Consider the following 19,943-nt stretch of genomic DNA (forward strand, 5'->3'; position numbering starts at 1 on the left):
ACGCAGGCGATGACGGTATACCCCTCGCCCTCCCCGACCGACCGGCGCACCAGCGTCCTGATCTGCGACCCAGACGCGGACGTGCGCCGCCTCATGCGCGCGGCACTGGCGCGTCGCGAGGCGCTCCAGGTGATGGAGGCCGACCATCTGAACGCGGCGGTGGAGGCCGGCGCGCGCTGCGCCGCCATCCTCCTGTCCACCGACCAGCCGGAGGAGGAGACGCAACGTCTGCGCGCCTCGGGCTTCACCGGCACGCTGGTGATCGCGCTGGCCGCCGATGCCTCGGTGGCCGATGCGGTTACCGCCATGCGGGCCGGCGCGGACGACGTGGTGCTCAAGCCGCTGCGTCCCGAGGACATCGTCGATCGCCTGCTCGCCTCTACCCCGGCCCGGCGGCCGGAGCGGCGGCGGCGCGGCGGCCGGCCCCAGCTGCCCCGCAACGGAGATTTCTGCGGCTTCCTCGGACGCTCGGCGCCCATGCGCGGCCTCTACAGCCAGATCGAGCGGCTGGCCGCCTCCCATGTGCCGGTCTTCATCACCGGCGAGGGCGGCACCGGCAAGAACCTGGCGGCGGCGGCGCTCCATGCCGCCTCGCCCCGCCACGAGGGGCCGTTCAACACCCTCAATTGCGCCGCCATCCCGGCCGAGCTGATGGAGCAGGCGGTATTCGGCCAGACCGGCCCCGGCGCCGTCGAACGCGCCCACGGCGGCACGCTGGTGCTGGACGAGGTGGCCGAGCTCGATCTCGGCACCCAGGCCAAGCTGCTGCATTTCCTGGAGGCCGGCCGGTTCCGGCGGGCCGGCGAGAGCGATGAGCGGCGCAGCGACGTGCGGATCGTCTGCGCCACCAGCCGCGATCCCGCCGAGGACGTGCGCGCCGGCCGCCTGCGCGAGGACCTTTTCTACCGGCTCAACGTGCTCAACCTCACGGTTCCGCCGCTGCGCGATCGCGGCGACGACCTCTACCTCCTCTCGGAGGCCTTCCTCGCCCGGTTCGCCGGGGAGGAGGGACGCCCGGTTCCCCGGCTCGGCGCCGAGTCCGCCCGCGCGCTCGCGGCGCGGCCGTTTCCGGGCAATGTGCGGGAATTGCAGAACCTGATGCGGCGGGCCGTGATCCTCGCCGACGGCGGGGTGCTCGACCCCGCGCTGCTCGCCGAGCCCGAGCCCCCGGCCCAGGTGGAGGCCGCCGTTCCCGCGCCCCAGCTCCTCGCCGGCGCGGATCTTCTGGCCGGCTTCGTCGGCCGGGTGGAACCGTTCGCGGTGGTGGAGCGGCGCATCATCGAGGCCGCCATCTCCGCCTTCGACGGCAATATCGCCCTCGCCGCGGCGGCGCTGGATCTCAGCCCCTCCACCCTCTACCGCAAGAAGCTCGCCTGGCAGGACATGCGCCGCCTCTCCTGACGGCGCGCGCCCGCCGCCCCGTCACAGGATGAAGCGGCTGAGGTCGGCGTTGGCGGCGAGGTCGGCGACGCGCGAGCGCACATACTCCCGGTCCACCACCACGTTCTCGCCCGAGCGGTCGGGCGCGGAGAAGGACAGGTCGTCCAGCACCCGCTCGATCACGGTCTGAAGCCGGCGGGCGCCGATGTTCTCCACGTTGGAGTTCACCTCCACCGCGGCATCGGCGATGGCCTCCACCGCGTCCGGCGTCACCTCCAGCGTCACTCCCTCGGTCGCCATCAGCGCCACCGACTGCTTGACGAGGCTCGCCTCGGTCTCGGTGAGGATGCGCACGAAATCGGCGCGGGTCAGCGCCTCCAGCTCGACCCGGATGGGCAGGCGGCCCTGCAGCTCCGGCAGCAGGTCCGAGGGCTTGGAGACGTGGAACGCGCCGGAGGCGATGAAGAGGATATGGTCCGTCTTCACCGGCCCGTGCTTGGTGGAGACGGTGGTGCCCTCGATGAGCGGCAGCAGGTCGCGCTGCACGCCCTCGCGGGAGACGTCGGCACCGGAGCGGCCCTCGCGCCCGGCGATCTTGTCGATCTCGTCGAGGAAGACGATGCCGTTGTTCTCCACCGCGTGGATGGCTTCCTGGGTGATGACGTCCTGGTCGATCAGCTTGTCCGCCTCCTCGGTGAGGAGGAGGGGGTGCGCTTCCTTCACCGTCACCCGGCGCGGCTTGGAGCGGCCGCCGAACGCCTTGCCCAGCATGTCGCCCAGCGAGACCGCGCCCATCTGCGCGCCCGGCATGCCGGGGATCTCGAACATGGGCATGCCCTGGGTGCCGCCCTGCAGCTCGATCTCCACTTCCTTGTCGTCCAGCTCGCCCGCGCGCAGGCGCTTCCTGAACGCGTCGCGGGTGGCGGGCGAGGCGGTGGCGCCGACGAGCGCGTCGAGCACCCGGCCCTCGGCGGCGAGATGGGCCTTCGCCTGAACGTCGCGGCGCTTGGCCTCGCGCACGAGGCCGATGCCCACCTCCACGAGATCGCGGACGATCTGCTCCACGTCGCGGCCCACGTAGCCCACCTCGGTGAACTTGGTGGCCTCCACCTTCAGGAACGGCGCGCCGGCCAGCCGCGCGAGGCGGCGGGAAATCTCGGTCTTGCCGACGCCGGTGGGGCCGATCATCAGGATGTTCTTGGGCAGCACCTCCTCGCGCAGCTTGTCGTCCAGCTGCTGGCGGCGCCAGCGGTTGCGCAGGGCGATGGCCACCGCGCGCTTGGCCTTGGCCTGGCCGACGATGTGGCGATCGAGCTCGGAGACGATCTCGCGGGGGGAAAAGTCGCTCATGGAAGAAGATCTTTCGGGAACGGGGCTGCGCGGCGGCGGGCGTCCGTGACGGGCGCCGGGGCGGCGCTCAGGCGCCGATGGTCTCCACGACGATGTTGCGGTTGGTGTAGACGCAGATGTCGGCGGCGATCTCCAGCGAGCGGCGGACGATGGCCTCCGGGTCCTCCTCGCGGTCGAGCAGGGCGCGGGCCGCGGCCAGCGCGAACATGCCGCCCGAGCCGATGCCGGCGACGCCCGCCTCCGGCTCCAGCACGTCGCCGGTGCCGGTGAGCACCAGGGAGACCGAGGCGTCGGCCACGATCATCATGGCCTCCAGCCGGCGCAGGTAACGGTCGGTGCGCCAGTCCTTGGCGAGCTCCACGGCGGCGCGCTGCAGCTGGCCGGGATACTGCTCCAGCTTCGCCTCCAGCCGTTCGAACAGGGTGAAGGCGTCGGCGGTGGCGCCGGCAAATCCGCCGATCACATCCCCGCGGCCGAGCCGGCGCACCTTGCGGGCATTGGCCTTCAGCACGGTCTGACCCAGCGTCACCTGCCCATCGCCGGCGATGGCGACGCGGTTGCCCTTGCGGACGGTGACGATGGTGGTGCCGTAGATGGTATCCGGGGAATGCTGCTGCATGGATGGCTCCGATTCCGACCTTACTTAGGCCGTTCCGGCGCCAACGCAACTCGCCGCGAGATCGGGGGCCTTGTCAGGCCCCCTTCAGGAAGCCGCGCACGGAGGTGGCGAAATTCTCCGGCGCCTCCACCATGGGGCAGTGCCCGCTGTCGATGATCTCGTCCAGCACCGCGCCGGAGATGCCGTCCGCCACCTCGCGCACCATGGCGGGCGAGAACAGCCGGTCGTCGTCGCAATAGATCACCAGCGTGGGCGCGGAAATGCGGCCGAGCCGCGCCAGCGTGTCCGCCGCCCCGCAGGCGTCGAGCTGGCGCAGGAAGGCGTCCTTCTCCTGGTAGAGGCCGGCATCGAGGGATTGCTGCACCGCAGCAAACAGCGGCACCTTCTTCAGCGTGCGCATGCCCAGCACGAAGGTGGTGAGCGCGGCGCCGAAGGTCAGCTCATTGTCCAGCTGGAGCCTCAGCTCGCGCAGCAGGCGGTAGATCTCGCTGGTGTAGAGGTCGTTGCGGGCGAAGGTGTTGGAGAGCACCAGCCGGTCCACCCGCTGCGGCGCCATGAGGGTCAGCTCCTGGGCGATGGCGCCGCCGAGCGAATGGCCGAGCACATGGGCCTTCGGAAAGCCCGCCGCGTCCAGCACCGCCAGCGCGTCGCGCGCCATGTCGGCGGTGGTGTAGGGCCCCTTCGCCCGCGCGCTCTTGCCGATGTCGCGGTTGTCGAACTCGATCAGGGTGAAGCCGGCCAGCAGCGGCCGGGCCAGCGCCCAGAAGGAGCGCTCGGCCGACAGCCCGGAGATGATGAGCAGCGGCGGCCCCTCCCCGCTCACGTTGTAGGCGAGTTCCAGACCGTCGTTGTGCGTCGTGGGCATCGGCGCTCCCCGTATTGCAGCGTGAGCTATGCCACACTTGCCGCGGCGCCGCGAGAGGCGCGACCGCCCCCCCGCGCCATAGCCCCGCGCGCCATCCCGCTCCCTACCTCGCGCATCGCGCGCGGGGCTATGGCGCGGGGGGGATGGCGCGCGGGGATTGTGCCGTGTCATCTCATCGCCATATGGCGTCGCAGCGAGGTTGCTGATAGAACCCGCGGCCTTGGAGGAGTTCCATGCGCAAGGCCCACATCGTCCGCGAGACCAAGGAGACGAAGATTGCCCTCACCGTCGATCTCGACGGCACGGGCAAGGCTGCCATCTCCACCGGCATCGGCTTCCTGGACCACATGCTGGACCTGCTCGCCCGGCACGCCCGCTTCGACCTCGAGGTGAAGGCGGACGGCGACCTCCATGTGGATTTCCACCACACCACCGAGGACGTCGGCATCGTGCTCGGCCAGGCGGTGCGGAAGGCGCTGGGCGACATGCGCGGCATCACCCGCTACGCCGACGTGCATCTGCCCATGGACGAGACGCTGACCCGCGTCGCCCTCGACATTTCCGGCCGGCCGTTCCTGGTGTTCCGCACCGAGTTCGCCGTGCCCAAGATCGGCGAATTCGACACCGAGCTGGTGCGCGAGTTCTTCCAGGCGTTCGCTTCCAGCGCCGGCGTGACCCTGCACGTGGAGACGCTGTACGGCATCAACGCGCACCATATCGCCGAAAGCTGCTTCAAGGGCCTCGCGCGGGTGCTGCGCCAGGCGGTCGCCGTGGACGCCGCGGCGGCGGGGGAGATCCCCTCCACCAAGGGCGCGCTGGGAAGCTGAGGAGCCGGACCATGGGCATCTGGACGGTCCTGACCCGCGAGGAGCCGGGCGACACCATCGAGGCCGCCGCCGGCCGCGTGGCGTTCGTGCGGGAGAAGTTCTCCTGGGCGACGCTGTTCCTCGCGCCGCTGGTGCTGGCGCGGTTCCGCCTGTGGCTGCCGCTCGCCGCCTATGTGGCCGTGGCGGTGCTGCTGCAGCTGGCCGAGGCCTTCGCCGGGCTTTCGCCGGCCGTCACCGACGTGGTGATGATCGGCTTCCACATCCTGCTCGCCTTCGAGCTGCCGGCCCTGCGCCTGCGCAAGCTGGCGCGCAAGGGCTTCGCCGAGGCGGCGGTGGTGGCCGGCCGCGACCGGGACGAGGCGGAGATCCGCTTCTTCTCCGGCTGGAGCGGCCCGCGCGTGCCCGCCGCCTTGCCGCCGATCCGTCGCGCGGGCCTCTCCGCGGCCGCGCTGCCCGGCGGACAGCCGGGCGTCATCGGCGCCTTTCCGGGAGTGTGACGGCGTGACGGTCGCGATCATCGACTATAATTCCGGCAACCTGCACTCGGCCGCCAAGGCCATGGAGCGCGCCGCCGCGGCCATCGCCCGCGATGCCGGCGCGCAGACCGTGGTCGTCACCAGCGACCCGGAGGTGGTGCGCACCGCCGACCGCGTGGTGCTGCCCGGCGTCGGCGCCTTCGCCGACTGCCGCGCCGGCCTCGATGCCGTGCCCGGCATGGTGGAGGCCATGACCGAGGCGGTGAAGGCGCGCGGGCGCCCCTTCCTCGGCATCTGCGTCGGCCTGCAGCTGCTCGCCGAGCGCGGGCTCGAGCACGGCGTGACGGACGGCCTCGGCTGGATCCGCGGCGAGGTGGACCGCATCACCCCCGCGGACCCCACCCTCAAGATCCCCCACATGGGCTGGAACACGCTGCAGACGGCGCGCGAGCACCCGCTCCTCGCCGGCATCCCCACCGGGGAAGGCGGGCTCCACGCCTATTTCGTCCACTCCTATCACCTCAAGCCGGCCGACGGGCTCGACCTCGTGGCCACCACCGACTATGGCGGCACCATCACCGCCATGGTGGCGCGCGACAACGTGGCCGGCACCCAGTTCCACCCCGAGAAGAGCCAGACCCTCGGCCTCGCGCTCCTCGGCAATTTCTTGAAGTGGCATCCGTGATCCTCTTTCCGGCCATCGATCTCAAGGACGGCCTCGCCGTGCGCCTCGAACAGGGCGACATGGCGCGGGCCACCGTGTTCAACCGCGACCCCGCCGCCCAGGCGGCCGAGTTCGAAACCCTCGGCTTCCGCTACCTGCACCTCGTGGACCTGGACGGCGCCTTCGCCGGCAAGCCGGTCAACGCGGCGGCGGTGGAGCGCATCCTGGAAACCGTCTCCATCCCGGTGCAGCTCGGCGGCGGCATCCGCGACATGCGCACCGTGGAAGGCTGGCTGGAGAAGGGCGTGACCCGCGTCATCCTCGGCACTGCCGCGGTGCGCGACCCGGCGTTCGTGAAGGAGGCGGCGAAGGCCCATCCCGGCCGCGTCGCCGTGGGCCTCGACGCCCGCGACGGCCGGGTGGCCGTGGAAGGCTGGGCCGAGACCTCCGACCTTGCGGCCGAGGACATCGCCAGGCGCTTCGAGGATGCCGGCGTCTCCGCCATCATCTACACCGACATCGCCCGCGACGGCCTGCTGAAGGGGCTCAACCTCGACGCCACCGTGGCGCTGGCCGAGGCGGTCTCCCTGCCGGTGATCGCCTCCGGCGGCCTTGCCTCCATCGCCGACATCGAGGGCCTGCTCGCGCCGCGCGCGGCCAAGCTGGAGGGCGCCATCACCGGCCGCGCCCTCTACGACGGAAGGCTAGATCCGCGCGAGGCGCTGGCGCTGGTGGCCGGACGATAGGTGTGCCATGCTCAAGGTCCGCGTCATCCCCTGTCTCGACGTGAAGGACGGCCGCGTGGTGAAAGGCGTCCAGTTCGTGGACCTGCGCGACGCCGGTGATCCGGTGGAGGCCGCGCGCGCCTATGACGCCGCCGGGGCCGACGAGCTCACCTTCCTCGACATCACCGCCAGCCACGAGAACCGCGGCACCATCCTCGACGTGGTGCGCCGCACCGCCGAGCAGTGCTTCATGCCGCTCACCGTCGGCGGCGGCGTGCGCACCGTGGACGACGTGCGCACCCTGCTGCATGCCGGCGCCGACAAGGTCTCCATCAACACCGCCGCCGTGAACCGCCGCGCCTTCGTGGGCGAGGCGGCCGAGAAGTTCGGCGAGCAGTGCATCGTGGTGGCCATCGACGCCAAGCGCGTGAACCTGCCGGGCGAGGCCGACCGCTGGGAGATCTTCACCCACGGCGGGCGCAAGCCCACCGGCATCGACGCCATCGACTACGCCCGCGAGGTGGTGGACCTCGGCGCCGGCGAGATCCTGCTCACCTCCATGGACCGCGACGGCACCGGCGAGGGCTTCGACTGCGCCCTGACCCGCGCGGTGTCCGACGCGGTGCACGTGCCGGTGATCGCCTCCGGCGGGGTCGGCACCCTCGACCACATGGTGGACGGCGTGCGCGAGGGCGGCGCCTCGGCGGTGCTGGCGGCGTCCATCTTCCACTTCGGCACCTACACCATCCGCGAGGCCAAGGACTGCCTCGCGGCGGCGGGCCTGCCGGTGCGCCTCGACGTCTAGCGCCATGGCGCGGCGCGGCCTCCCCTTCCCTCTCCTCCAGCCCTCGGATCCGGGGCCGACCGCATGAGCGACAGCTTCACCCTCGCCGACCTCGAAGCCATCGTGGCGCAGCGCGCCACGGCCGACGCGGGCTCTTCCTACACCCGCTCGCTGCTCGAAAAGGGCGTGGGCAAATGCGCGCAGAAGCTGGGCGAGGAGGCGGTGGAGACGGTGATCGCCGCCGTCTCCGGCGACCGCGAGGCCGTGGTCTCGGAAGCCAGCGACCTGCTCTATCATCTCCTCGTCGTGCTCAGGGCGCGCGGCATCGAGCTGAAGGACATCCATGCCGAGCTCGCCCGCCGCACCGGCCAGTCCGGTCTGGCGGAAAAGGCGTCGCGGCAGCACGGCTGAGGGAGGGCATCCATGGATCGGCCCGTCGACCCCGGCCTCTCGCCCTACCGCACCTTCTCGCGCACCGAATGGGCGCAGCTGCGGCGCGACACGCCCATGACGCTGCGTCCGGACGAGATCACGCGGCTGGAGGGCCTCGGCGTCCACCTCTCCATGAAGGAGGTGGAGGAGATCTACCTCCCGCTCTCGCGCCTGCTCTCGCTCTACGTGGCGGCAACGCAGAAGCTGTTCCGCGCCATGAGCCACTTCCTCGACACGCGCGAGATCGAGCCCGGCGAGGGCAAGATGCCCTACATCATCGGGGTCGCGGGCTCGGTGGCGGTGGGCAAGTCCACCACCGCGCGCGTGCTTCAGGCGCTGCTCGCCCGCTGGCCCAACACCCCCAAGGTGGACCTCGTGACCACCGACGGCTTCCTTCTGCCCAACGCCATCCTCGAGCGCGAGGGGCTGATGGAGAAGAAGGGCTTCCCGGAAAGCTACGACGTCGCGCTGCTGCTGCGCTTCCTCACCGACATCAAGGCCGGGCGCCGGCCGGTGCGGGCGCCGCTCTACTCGCACTTCTTCTACGACGTGATGCCCGACCAGTATGTGGAGATCGACCGGCCGGACATCCTCATCGTCGAGGGGCTGAACGTGCTGCAGACCACCCGTCCCCCCAAGGACGGCAAGGCCATTCCGTTCGTCTCCGACTTCTTCGACTTCTCCGTCTACATCGATGGCGACGAGGACGTGATCGAACGCTGGTACGTGGAGCGCTTCATGCGCCTGCGCTCCACCGCGTTCCTGGACCCGCTGTCCTACTTCCACCGCTACTCGCGCCTCACCGAGGAGGAGGCGCGGCAGACCGCGCTCTCCATCTGGCGGCGCATCAACCTGCCGAACCTGCAGGACAACGTGCTGCCCACCCGGCAGCGCGCCGACCTCATCCTGCGCAAGGCGGGCGCGCACGAGGTGGTGGAGGTCAGCCTGCGCCGGCTGTAAGGCTCGGCAGGCGCAGGCGCGCAGGCGCGACGACAACCGCGCGGAGACAACCACGCGGAGACAACCACGCAGAGGCAACCGCGCGACGACGGCCGGGGGAGGCGGAGGCCATGGCCACGGGAGACGAGGCAGCGGCGCGCGCGACGGCGGCTCGCACGACGCCCGGCGCCGTAACGGTTGAGACCTTCGGTGCCCTGCCGGACGGCACACCGGTGCCGCTGGTGCGCCTCACCGGTCCGCACGGCTTCGCGCTGGCGGTGATCGGCTTCGGCGCGGCGGTGCAGGCGCTGCATGTGCCCGACCGGTCTGGCGCCCTCGCCGACGTGGTGCTGGGGCACGACACGCTCGCCCCCTATCTTGCCCACCGCGCCTGCTTCGGCGCCACCGTGGGGCGCTATGCCAACCGCATCGGCGGCGGCGGCTTCATGCTCGACGGCCGCCGCATCGCCGTGCCCGCCAACGACGGCACGAACTGCCTGCACGGCGGCCCGGACGGCTTCGACCGGCGGCTGTGGTCCATCGAAACGGTGACCGAGCACCCAGCGCCGGCCGTGACCCTCGCCCTCGTCAGCCCGGACGGCGACGCCGGCTTTCCCGGCACGCTCCACGCCCGTGTCACCTATGCGATCGAGACGGGCGAAGACGGGGCGGTGGGGTTCTCCGTCACCTTCGAGGCCGAGACCGACGCGCCCACGGTCACCTGCCTCACCCACCACGGCTATTTCAACCTCGCCGGCGCCACCTCCGGCCGCGACGTGCTGGACCACGAGCTGACCATCGCCGCCGCCAGCTACCTGCCGGTGTCGGACGCGCTGGTGCCGGAGGGCGGGCCGGCGCCGGTGGCCGGCACGCCGTTCGACTTCACCGCTCCCCGGACCATCGGCGCGCGCATCCGCGCCGATCATCCCCAGCTGCTGCGGGCGCGCGGCTACGACCACACCTACTGCCTCGGCACCGGCACCGCCGCCGAGCCGCGCCTTGCCGCGCGGGTTGTCCATCCCGCATCCGGCCGGGTGATGGCGCTGCTCACCGACCAGCCGGGCGTGCAGTTCTATTCCGGCAACTCGCTGGACGGCCGCGTGCCGGGCAAGGGCGGCCTCGCGCCGCGCCAGTCGGACGCATTCTGCCTCGAGCCGCAGGCCTGGCCGGACAGCCCCAACCGGCCGGATTTTCCCTCCGTCCGGCTCGACCCGGGGGGGACATACCGCCACCGCTCGGTGTTTATGTTCACCGCCACCTGACCCGAATACCGTGTCCTTGCGGCAGGATACCGCGCCGCACCATTCTCCCCTTGTGCAGCGCAACATTAGCATTAAGTTGGAGCCAAAGGCGCGCGCCCGCTCGGCGGACGCCGCGCGCATCCCCGCGAGGCTCACATGAAGACCGTTCTTGCCCTGGCCGCCACCGCCGGCCTCATCACCGCCGGCGCCGCGGCGCTCACCGTTTCCGCCAGCGCCGGCGATGCCGGCGTCGCCGAGAAGCAGGCCATCGTCACCAAGCTCGGCGGAAACGCCTCCGCTGTCACCTACTGGGTGCGCGGCGCCCAGGGCTACGAGGTGGTGACCACCGTCGACGCCGCAGGCGCGGAGAGCGCCACCCCCGCCATCCTGCGGGTGTCGTCCAGCCTCCAGCCCGGCCAGCAGCAGGTGGTTTCGGTTCCCGCCGCCGCCGGCCGCGAGGCGGCGACCCTGCGCATCGTGCGCGTGGCCGACACCATCCGCGTCGAGAAGAGCGGCGCGCCGTCCTACTGATCACCTGCCCGGACGGCCGGCCCCTCCGCGGGGTGCCGGCCACGACACACGCCCCGCTCTGGCGGGGCGTTTTCGTTTACGGGTGGCCTCAGTCCCGCTCGGCCGGATTGCCGAAGCCGCCGCCGGTGGGGGTGACGATGATCACCGCCTCGCCGGCCTCCATCACCTTCTGGTCGCAGCCGAGCAGCACCTCGGTGGTGCCGTCCGCGCGCCGCACGAAGCCCTCGCCCAGCGCCCCGGGCTCGCCCCCCTCGAGGCCGAAGGGATGCACCCGCCGGTGGGAGGAGAGCAGCGCGCACTCCATCCGCTCCAGGAAGCGGATGCGGCGGTAGGTGCCCGCCCCCGCATGCCAGCGCCCCCGCCCGCCCGAGCCGGGGCGGATGTGGAAATCCTCCAGCAGCACGGGAAAGCGCGTCTCCAGCACTTCCGGATCGGTGAGGCGGGAGTTGGTCATGTGCACGTGCACGCCGTCGGTGCCGTCGAAGCCGGGACCGGCCGGCGAGCCGGAGCAGATGGTCTCGTAATACTGGTAGGTGTCGTTGCCGAAGGTCAGGTTGTTCATGGTGCCCTGCGAGGCGGACATGGCCTTGAGCGCGCCGAACAGGGCGTTGGTGACCGCCTGCGAGGTCTCTACATTGCCCGCCACCACCGCCGCCGGATAGACCGGCGCCAGCATGGAGCCTTCCGGCACCACGATGCGGATGGGCCTCAGGCACCCCGCGTTCATGGGGATCTCGTCCTCCACCATCACCCGGAACACATAGAGCACGGCGGCCCGCGTCACCGGGGCGGGGGCATTGAAGTTGTTGGGCTGCTGCGGCGAGGTGCCGGTGAAGTCCACGGTCGCCTCGCGCTTCTCCTTGTCCACGGAAATGCGCACGCGGATCACCGTGCCCTGGTCCATCTCATAGGCGAAGGCGCAATCATCGAGGCGGTCGAGCACGCGGCGCACGCTCTCGGCGGCATTGTCCTGCACGTGGCCCATATAGGCCTCGACCACGTCGAGCCCGAACGCGTCGATCATCTTCATCAGCTCGCGCACGCCCTTCTCGTTGGCGGCGATCTGGGCCTTCAGGTCGGCGACGTTCTGCACCGGGTTGCGTGCCGGATAGCGGGCGGAGGTGAGGAGCTCCACCAGCTCTTCCTCGCGGAAGCGCCCCTGATCCACCAGCTTGAAGTTGTCGATGTAGACGCCTTCCTCCTCGATGTGGGTGGCGAGCGGGCTCATGGAGCCGGGAGCAACGCCGCCCACGTCCGCATGGTGCCCGCGCGAGGCCACCCAGAACAGGATGCGCCCGCCCGAGGCGTCGAACACCGGCGTCACCACGGTGATGTCCGGCAGATGGGTGCCGCCATTATAGGGGGCGTTCAGCGCGAACACGTCGCCGGGGCGGATGGCGCCGGCATTCTCGCGGATCACCGTCTCCACCGAGCGGTCCATGGAGCCGAGGTGCACCGGCATGTGCGGGGCGTTGGCGACGAGATCGCCCTCGGCCGAGAAGACGGCGCAGGAGAAGTCCAGCCGCTCCTTGATGTTCACGGAATAGGCGGTGTTCTGCAGCGTCACGCCCATCTGCTCGGCGATGGACATGAACAGGTTGTTGAACACCTCCAGCATCACCGGATCGGCCTTGGTGCCCACCGCTCCGGCGCGGGCAAGGACCTCGGTGCGGGCGAGCACCAGATGGTTGCGCGCGGAGACCTCGGCCCGCCAGCCCATCTCGACCACCACCGTCTGGTTGGGCTCGATGACGATGGCCGGGCCCTGCAGGGTCATGCCGGGGCGGAAATCGGCCCGCAGCACCACCGGGGCGTCATTCCATTCGCCGCGGGCGAAGAAGCGGGCGCGGCGGGTCTCGGCGGGGGTGCCCGCGATGCACGCCTCCTCGGCCTCGACGATGCCGGCGCCGCCGCCCGAGGCGGTGACCTCGATGGCCTCCGCCACCACCGGCTTGCCGGGGGAGACGAAGCCGAACTGGGCGCGGTGCCGCGCCTCGAACTCGGCGGTCATGGCGGGAAGGTCGGCCAGCGTCACCGGCAAGGCGGTGTCGGTGCCGGCGTAGCGCAGGTGCACGCGCGCCTCGACTGTGGCCGCCTCCACCCCCTGGCCCGACAGCTCCGCGCGGGCTTCCTCCGCCAGCCCGTCACGCTGGGCCCCGAGCGGGGCGAGGAGATCCGCCGTCAGTTCCTCCCCCACCGCCCGCGTGCGCTGGGCCCGCACGGACGCGAGGCCCATGCCGTAGGCGGAGAGGAGGCCCGAGAAGGGATGCAGCAGCACCTTGGTCATGCCCAGCGCATCGGCCACGAGGCAGGCATGCTGGCCACCGGCGCCGCCAAAGCAGTTGAGGGCATAGCGCGTCACGTCATAGCCGCGCTCCACCGAGATCTTCTTGATGGCGTTGGCCATGTTCTCCACCGCGATGGTGACGAAGCCGTCCGCCACCTCCTCGGGGGTGCGCCCGCCGCCGATCTCGGCCGCCAGTTCCGCAAAACGGGCGCGCACCACCTCGGCATCGAGCGGCTGGTCCTGCGCCGGGCCGAAGATCTTCGGGAAGAAGTCGGGGATCAGCTTGCCCAGCATCACATTGGCGTCGGTCACCGCCAGCGGGCCGCCGCGCCGGTAGCAGGCGGGGCCGGGGTTGGCGCCGGCGCTGTCGGGGCCGACGCGGAAGCGCGCGCCGTCATAATGCAGGATGGAGCCGCCGCCCGCCGCCACCGTGTGGATGCGCATCATGGGCGCGCGGATGCGCACGCCGGCCACCTCGGTGTCGAACGCCGTCTCCAGCTCGCCGTCGTAATGGCAGACATCGGTGGAGGTGCCGCCCATGTCGAAGCCGATGATGCGGTCGAAGCCGGCGAGCGCGCCCGTCTCGGCCGCGCCCACCACGCCGCCGGCGGGCCCGGACAGCAGCGCGTCCTTGCCCTGGAACAGGTCGGCGGCGGTGAGCCCGCCCGAGGACATCATGAACATGAGCCGCGCGGCATCCGCGCCGGCGGCGTCCGGATCTGCGCCGGCCGACAGCTCGCCGGAGACCTGCTGCACGTAGCGGCGCAGGATGGGGGAGAGATAGGCGTCCGCCACCGTGGTGTCGCCGCGCCCCACCAGCTTGATCAGCGGGGACACCTCGTGGGAGACGGAGACCTGCGGAAAGCCGATCTGGCGCGCCAGCGCCGCCACCTGCTGCTCGTGCGCGGGATAGCGGTAGCCGTGCATGAAGGCGATGGCGACGGCGGCGATGCCCTCGGCCTTCGCCTGCTCGAGGGAGGCACGGACGGCGGCAGGGTCGGGCGCCTGTTCCACCGTGCCGTCGGCGCGCACGCGCTCGTCCACTTCCAGCACCTGCTCGAACAGCATGTCCGGCAGGACGATCTTCTTGGCGAAGATCTTGGGCCGCGCCTGGTAGCCGATGCGCAGCGCATCCTTGAAGCCGCGGGTGGTGACGAGCAGGGTGCGCTCGCCCTTGCGCTCCAGAAGGGCATTGGTGGCGACCGTTGTGCCCATCTTGACGGCAGACACCAGCCCCGGAGGGATCGGCGCGCCGGTCTTGAGGCCGAGGATCTCGCGGATGCCGTGCACCGCCGCGTCGCGATAGGCCTCGGGGTTCTCGGACAGCACCTTGTGGGCGACGAGGCGGCCGTCCGGCCCCTGCCCCACAATGTCGGTGAAGGTGCCGCCGCGGTCGATCCAGAACTCCCAGGCGCCCCTTCCGGCAGCGTTCGCGCTCGTCGTCACCTGGTCGCTCGACATCGGAACCAATCCCCGTCTGAATGTAAGGCCGGCTGGGCTGGCAGGGTTCCTGCTTTGGTACCTGCCCGAGGGCAGGACCGGCATCCTGGACCAGCGTCCCGTGACCGGCGGCCGGCAGCCCCGCGCCGGATGCGCGGGCCCCGGAATCCCGTCCGCGGATAGTGAAGTCATGCAGGCGATAAAACGTCAACAATTTGTTGACGAAGTGTTGCGACCGAGGGAACATCCCTCCAGAGAGCACCCTAAGCCGGCCTGAGTTTCGGCGGCCGGAAACGGGGCGCCCGGTTCCAGAGGGATTACGATGACCAGCGAAGAATTCCGCCATCGAGCGGAGACGACCGGGTTTGCCGGGCCGGACGGCCGGCGGCGGCCGGGAGCGCCGCGATGATCCGCCGCCTCCTCGATGGCCTCTATCTGTTGTCCGGCATCGCGGCCGCCGGCTTCCTGGTGCTCATCTTCGCCCTGATGATGGGCCTGTCCGTCGGGCGGCAGCTGGGCGTCAACATCCCCTCCGGCGACGACTTCGCCGCCTGGTCCATGGTCGCCATGTCGTTCCTGGGCCTCGCCCACACGTTCAAGTACGGCGAGATGATCCGCGTCGGCCTGCTGCTGGAGCGGCTCCACGGGCGCAGGCGGCAGGCCGCGGAGCTGTTCGCGCTCACGGTGGCCATCGCCTTCCTCGGCTATTTCACCTGGAACGCGGTGCAGCTCACCTATGATTCCTGGCGCTTCAACGACATCTCGCAGGGCGTGGTGGCGGTGCCGCTGTGGATCCCCCAGACCGGCTATGCCGCCGGCCTCGCCATCCTGCTGATCGCCATGGTGGACGAATTCGTCCACGTGGCGCAGGGCCACCGCCCCCGCTACGAGAAGGAGCCGGTGACCTCGCCCGACGAGCTGGTGGAGCGCATCGCGTCCGGGGGAGGCGTGTGATGCCGCACCTCGACCTGATCCAGCTGTCGCTGATCCTCCTCCTCTTCCTCATCGGCATCCTCGCCTCGGGCGTGTGGATCGCGCTCGGCCTCGGCCTCGTGGGCCTGCTCGCCATGGTGCTCACCACGCCGGTGCCCATCGGCCAGGTGCTGGCCACCACGGTATGGAGCGCCAGCGCCTCCTGGACGCTCGCCGCCTTGCCGCTGTTCATCTGGATGGGCGAGATCCTGTTCCGCACCCGATTGTCGGAAGAGATGTTCCGCGGCCTCGCCCCATGGCTGCAATGGCTGCCGGGGCGGCTGCTGCATGTGAACGTGGTGGGCTGCGGCATCTTCGCGGCGGTGTCCGGCTCCTCGGCCGCCACCTGCGCCACCATCGGCAAGATCGCTTTGCCGGAGCTGGACAAGCGCGGCTACGACAAGGGCATGAGCCTCGGCTCGCTGGCGGGCTCGGGCACGCTCGGCCTGCTCATTCCGCCGTCCATTCCCATGGTGGTCTATGCGGTGACCGCCAACGTCTCCGTGCTGCAGGTATTCCTCGCGGGCTTCCTGCCGGGGCTGCTGGTGATGGGCCTCTACAGCGGCTACATCATCCTGTGGTCGCTGCTCAATCCCGGCCGCACGCCGCCGCGTGACCCGCCCATGCCGTTCGCGGAGAAGCTGCGCCAGTCGGCGAAGCTGCTGCCGTGCCTGCTCCTCATCGCGGCGGTGTTCCTGTCGCTGGTGCTGGGCATCGCCACCGCCACCGAATGCGCCGCCTGGGGCGTCACCGGCGCGCTGGCGCTGGCGTGGTGGAGCGGCACGCTCACCTGGAAGACGCTGATCGAAAGCCTGATGAGCGCCACCCGGCTGAGCTGCATGATCATGCTGATCGTGGCCGGCGCCGCCTTCACCACCGCCGCCATGGCCTACACCGGCATCCCCATGGCGCTGGCGGAGTGGGTGCAGGGGCTGAACCTCACCCCCGGCAAGCTCGCCCTCGCCCTGACGGTGATGTACATCATCCTCGGCTGCCTCGTGGACGGCATCTCCATGATCGTGCTCACCGCGGTCATCGTGCTGCCCATGGTGAAGCAGGCGGGCTTCGACCTCGTGTGGTTCGGCGTCTATCTCGTCATCCACGTGGAGATGGCGCAGATCACCCCGCCGGTGGGCTTCAACCTGTTCGTGCTGCAGAACATGAGCGGGCGCGACACGTTCTCCGTGGCCAAGGCGGCCTTTCCCTTCTTCATTCTCCTGAACATCGCGGTCATCATCATCACCACCTTCCCCGAGATCGCCCTGGTGCTGCCGCGCTGGGTGTTCCCGGCGGGCTGAGCGGACCTGCGACGGTCGAGACGTCCACCTCCAACCAGAGAGAGACCCCAAATGGCCCCCTTCCGCACCCTCGCCCCGGCCCTTCTGGCCGCCGGCATCGCCGCCCTGGCGGCGGCCGCGCCGGCCGCGGCGCAGACCAAGTGGAACCTCGCCTCGGCCTATCCGCCGGACAATTTCCACACCGAGAACCTCGCCCAGTTCGCCAAGGACGCGGACGCCCTGTCCGGCGGCAAGCTCGCCATCACGCTCCAGCCCAACGCGGTGCTGTTCAAGGCGCCGGAGATCAAGCGCGCCGTCGCCACCGGCCAGGTGCAGGCCGGCGAGGTGCTGCTGTCGCTGCACGAGAACGAGGACCCGGTGTTCGGCATCGACGTGGTGCCCTTCCTCGCCACCTCCTATGCCGAGGCCGAGAAGCTGTGGAAGGCGTCGCGCCCCGCGGTGGAGAAGAAGCTCGCCGCCCAGGGCCTGATGCTGCTCTATGCGGTGCCGTGGCCGCCGCAGGGCCTGTTCTCCAAGACGCCGGTAGCCAAGGTGGACGACCTGAAGGGCGCCAAGTGGCGGGCCTACAATGCCGGCACCTCGCGCATCGGCGAGGCGGTGGGCGCCCAGTCCGTCACCGTGCAGCAGGCCGAGCTGGCGCAGGCGCTGGCGACCGGCGTCGTCACCGCGCTCATCACCTCCGGCGCCACCGGCTATGACGTGAAGATCTGGGAGAGCATTCCCTATTTCTACGACATCCAGGCCTGGCTGCCGAAGAATGCGGTGTTCGTGAACAAGGCTGCCTTCGACGCCCTCGACAAGCCCACCCAGGAGGCGGTGCTGAAGGCCGCCGCGGCCGCCGAGGCGCGCGGCTGGAAGGCCTCCGAGGAAAAGACCAAGTGGTATTACGAGCAGCTTGCGGCCAAGGGCACCAACGTCGCCCCGCCGAGCCCCGAGCTGAAGGCCGGCTTCGAGAAGATCGGCGCCACCCTCACCGACGCCTGGCTCGCCAAGGCCGGCGCGGACGGCAAGGCCATCGTCGACGCCTACAAGAAGTGAGATCCGGCCGGGCGACGCCCTGCGCGCCGCCCGCGCCCTGCCTGCCCCGCCCGTCCGCCACCCACCGCCCGCGAGGACGCCGTGACCGCCCGCGATTCCAGGACCAGGCCCCCGCACGCGGCGCCGGCTTCCGAGACGGCGCCGACCCGCGCGCCCGCCATCGTCTCCTCCGCCCACCTCGCCGACGGGGCGCTGCCGGCGCTTTCCGAGCTCGAGTTCGGGCTGAACATGCTCACCCACGCCTACGGCCGCTGGATGGTCCGCTGCATGGCGGCGGCCGGCGTGCCGGACCTCTCGGCCCTCGACGTGCTGATCCTGCACCACGTGGTGCATCGCGACCGGCCCAAGACCATCGCCGACCTGTGCCTCGTGCTCGACGTGGAGGACACCCACCTCGTCACCTACGCCGCCAAGAAGCTGGAGGGGCTCGGCCTCGTCACCTCCGGCCGGCGGGGCAAGGAGAAGACGCTCTCGGCCACCGAGACCGGGCGCGCCGCCTGCACGCGCTACCGGGAGGTGCGCGAGGCCCTGCTCACCAATGCGGTGGTGGCCACCGGCATCGCGCCGGCCAAGCTGTCGGAGATCGCCGCCCTGCTGCGCACCCTTTCCGGCCATTACGACCAGGCCGCCCGCGCCGCCGCATCCCTCTGATACCGTTTGTTTTTCTTCCCCCTGGGGCGACATCCGGAGGCATGGTGCGCCGGCCCGGTTCGGGTATGATGCCAAGGCGTTCGCCCCGATGGCCGGTGCCGCGACGCGCGGAGGGCGGCCTCGTTCCATGTGGCTCGACGACCTGCGCCCCTTCGTTTCAGGGGTGCCCGCCGACAGCGAGCGCCCGGACGAGGGTGCCTTCCAGGATTTCGGCCTCGCCGGCCGGCGCCTTCCGGGCGGCGGCCCGGCGGTGGCGGACCAGATCGCCGCGCGCCTGCCCTTCGCCCGCCTGCGCACCTTCTCCGGCGGCGGCGCCCCCGGGCGCCGGGTGCTGGTGGTGGCGCCCATCGCCGGCGCCTATCCGGCGCTGATGCGCGACCTGGTGCTGGCCCTGCTCGGCACCGCCGGCACCGTGGGCGTCACCGATTGGCCGAACGCCCGCTACGTGCCGCTCGCCGCCGGCCGTTTCGGCTTCGCCGAGAACTGCATGGAAACGGCGCAGATGGCGCGGGCGCTGGGCGCGGAGGGGGGCGCCGTGCATGTGGTCGGCGTCTGCCAGGGGGCGTTGCCCGCCTTTGCCGCCGCCTGCCTGCTGGCGGATGCGGGCATGCCGGTGGCGAGCCTCAGCCTCATGGGCGGCCCCATCGATCCCTCCCGCAATCCCACCCGCCTGTGGACCGTGCTGCAGCAGCGCTCGCTGGCGGCGCTGGAGCAGCAGGTGATCGAAACCGTGCCTTCGGCCTATGCCGGCGCCGGCCGCCGCGTGTTCCCGGCGTGGCGGCAGATCGATGCGTTCGCCCTCTACCTGTGGCGCCAGTCCATCTCCGGCGGCGAGCTGCCGTTCCGCCTCGCCTTCGACGAGGGCGCCGACCCGCTGCGCTTCCCCCTCGCCCGGCTGTGCTGGAGCATGATGGACGTGGCGGCCGAGTTCTTCATGGAGAACGTCGCCACCGTGTTCCGCGAGAACGCCCTTGCGCACGGCACGCTGGCGGTGGGCGGGCATCCGGTGCGGGGGGCGGCCCTCGCCGAGACCGCGCTGCTGACCGTGGAAGGCGCCGACGACGACATCGCCGCCCCCACCCAGACCGAGGCCGCCCACGACCTGTGCCCCAATGTGCCGGCCAACCTGCGCCGCCATCTGGTGCTGGAGAACGCCGGCCATTTCAGCCTGTTCTACGGCCGCCGGATGCGGGAGATCGTGCTGCCGGCGCTGCAGGAGATGATGACCGCCGCCGAGGTCGCCCGCCGGGCCGGCTAGGCGGGCGGCTTTCCGCCTCAGCAAGAGCTCGGGCGCACGAGCGGCGCTGCGGGAGCGCTGCGCGCGGCTGCAAAGCGCCCGGCCAACGGACTGGCGCCGCGCCCTCGCGGCCGGAACGACGGGCCGCGGCGCCTGCTCAGCCCCGCGCAGGCCACGCAACGCCCGC

The 19,943-nt window shown here is 71.1% G+C and carries 19 protein-coding genes; 15 read left to right on the plus strand and 4 right to left on the minus strand.

The features are described 5' to 3' along the window. The first annotated feature begins 9 nt into the window (after positions 1-9). Positions 10-1,401, plus strand: coding sequence for a sigma-54-dependent transcriptional regulator (locus tag V5F49_RS09130; RefSeq protein WP_394118124.1), 1,392 nt, complete (start codon positions 10-12; stop codon positions 1,399-1,401). Between the two features lie 21 nt (positions 1,402-1,422). On the opposite strand, the gene hslU is transcribed toward V5F49_RS09130, so the two are convergent. The 3 genes from hslU to V5F49_RS09145 form a co-directional block, all read right to left on the minus strand. Beyond that, complete coding sequence (gene hslU, locus V5F49_RS09135) at positions 1,423-2,730, minus strand: ATP-dependent protease ATPase subunit HslU (protein ID WP_394118125.1); 1,308 nt, start codon at positions 2,728-2,730, stop codon at positions 1,423-1,425. Between the two features lie 67 nt (positions 2,731-2,797). Beyond that, positions 2,798-3,349: an ATP-dependent protease subunit HslV gene (gene hslV / locus V5F49_RS09140; RefSeq protein ID WP_394118126.1), complete on the minus strand. Its 552-nt coding sequence runs from the start codon at positions 3,347-3,349 to the stop codon at positions 2,798-2,800. Between the two features lie 73 nt (positions 3,350-3,422). After that, the gene (locus V5F49_RS09145) at positions 3,423-4,214 is read right to left on the minus strand and encodes an alpha/beta fold hydrolase (protein ID WP_394118127.1); all 792 of its coding nucleotides are present in this window, start codon (positions 4,212-4,214) and stop codon (positions 3,423-3,425) included. A gap of 233 nt (positions 4,215-4,447) precedes the next feature. On the opposite strand from V5F49_RS09145, the gene hisB reads away from it, so the two are divergent. The 9 genes from hisB (at position 4,448) to V5F49_RS09190 (ending at position 10,833) form a co-directional block, all read left to right on the plus strand. Then, positions 4,448-5,041 (plus strand): imidazoleglycerol-phosphate dehydratase HisB, encoded by a 594-nt coding sequence (gene hisB, locus V5F49_RS09150; RefSeq protein ID WP_394118128.1) that lies wholly within the window; start codon positions 4,448-4,450, stop codon positions 5,039-5,041. 11 nt (positions 5,042-5,052) lie between these two features. Next, on the plus strand, positions 5,053-5,538 hold the full coding sequence (locus V5F49_RS09155; RefSeq protein ID WP_394118129.1) for a DUF2628 domain-containing protein: 486 nt from the start codon (positions 5,053-5,055) through the stop codon (positions 5,536-5,538). A 61-nt stretch (positions 5,539-5,599) separates the two neighbouring features. Then, positions 5,600-6,202: an imidazole glycerol phosphate synthase subunit HisH gene (gene hisH / locus V5F49_RS09160; protein ID WP_394118157.1), complete on the plus strand. Its 603-nt coding sequence runs from the start codon at positions 5,600-5,602 to the stop codon at positions 6,200-6,202. Next, entirely contained in the window at positions 6,190-6,927 is a 738-nt protein-coding gene (gene hisA, locus V5F49_RS09165; protein WP_394118130.1) for a 1-(5-phosphoribosyl)-5-[(5-phosphoribosylamino)methylideneamino]imidazole-4-carboxamide isomerase, read from the plus strand. Before hisH ends, hisA begins: the two co-directional genes overlap by 13 nt. A gap of 7 nt (positions 6,928-6,934) precedes the next feature. After that, positions 6,935-7,711, plus strand: coding sequence for an imidazole glycerol phosphate synthase subunit HisF (hisF, locus tag V5F49_RS09170; RefSeq protein WP_394118131.1), 777 nt, complete (start codon positions 6,935-6,937; stop codon positions 7,709-7,711). Between the two features lie 63 nt (positions 7,712-7,774). Continuing rightward, positions 7,775-8,101, plus strand: a complete 327-nt coding sequence (locus V5F49_RS09175) for a phosphoribosyl-ATP diphosphatase (protein WP_394118132.1) — start codon at positions 7,775-7,777, stop codon at positions 8,099-8,101. Between the two features lie 12 nt (positions 8,102-8,113). Then, positions 8,114-9,082, plus strand: a complete 969-nt coding sequence (coaA, locus tag V5F49_RS09180; protein ID WP_394118133.1) for a type I pantothenate kinase — start codon at positions 8,114-8,116, stop codon at positions 9,080-9,082. 110 nt (positions 9,083-9,192) lie between these two features. Further along, positions 9,193-10,323, plus strand: a complete 1,131-nt coding sequence (locus V5F49_RS09185) for an aldose epimerase family protein (RefSeq protein WP_394118134.1) — start codon at positions 9,193-9,195, stop codon at positions 10,321-10,323. Positions 10,324-10,458: 135 nt separating this feature from the next. After that, a complete protein-coding gene (locus tag V5F49_RS09190) occupies positions 10,459-10,833 on the plus strand; it encodes a hypothetical protein (protein WP_394118135.1) in 375 nt (124 codons plus the stop codon). An 88-nt stretch (positions 10,834-10,921) separates the two neighbouring features. Here V5F49_RS09190 and V5F49_RS09195 read toward each other — a convergent pair whose 3' ends face one another. After that, positions 10,922-14,581 (minus strand): hydantoinase B/oxoprolinase family protein, encoded by a 3,660-nt coding sequence (locus tag V5F49_RS09195; RefSeq protein WP_394118136.1) that lies wholly within the window; start codon positions 14,579-14,581, stop codon positions 10,922-10,924. A 384-nt stretch (positions 14,582-14,965) separates the two neighbouring features. Between V5F49_RS09195 and V5F49_RS09200 the strand changes: the two genes are divergently transcribed. The 5 genes from V5F49_RS09200 (at position 14,966) to V5F49_RS09220 (ending at position 19,777) form a co-directional block, all read left to right on the plus strand. Then, positions 14,966-15,514, plus strand: a complete 549-nt coding sequence (locus tag V5F49_RS09200) for a TRAP transporter small permease (RefSeq protein ID WP_394118137.1) — start codon at positions 14,966-14,968, stop codon at positions 15,512-15,514. Further along, positions 15,514-16,830, plus strand: coding sequence for a TRAP transporter large permease (locus V5F49_RS09205; RefSeq protein ID WP_394118138.1), 1,317 nt, complete (start codon positions 15,514-15,516; stop codon positions 16,828-16,830). Before V5F49_RS09200 ends, V5F49_RS09205 begins: the two co-directional genes overlap by 1 nt. Before the next feature lie 51 nt (positions 16,831-16,881). Further along, entirely contained in the window at positions 16,882-17,868 is a 987-nt protein-coding gene (locus V5F49_RS09210) for a TRAP transporter substrate-binding protein (RefSeq protein WP_394118139.1), read from the plus strand. Between the two features lie 81 nt (positions 17,869-17,949). Further along, positions 17,950-18,519 carry a winged helix DNA-binding protein gene (locus tag V5F49_RS09215; protein ID WP_394118140.1) on the plus strand — a complete coding sequence of 190 codons (570 nt, stop codon included), beginning with the start codon at positions 17,950-17,952 and terminating at the stop codon, positions 18,517-18,519. 127 nt (positions 18,520-18,646) lie between these two features. Further along, on the plus strand, positions 18,647-19,777 hold the full coding sequence (locus V5F49_RS09220) for a hypothetical protein (RefSeq protein ID WP_394118141.1): 1,131 nt from the start codon (positions 18,647-18,649) through the stop codon (positions 19,775-19,777). Positions 19,778-19,943: the final 166 nt, after the last annotated feature.

The organism is Xanthobacter lutulentifluminis (genome assembly GCF_043194675.2).
GTDB lineage: Bacteria > Pseudomonadota > Alphaproteobacteria > Rhizobiales > Xanthobacteraceae > Xanthobacter.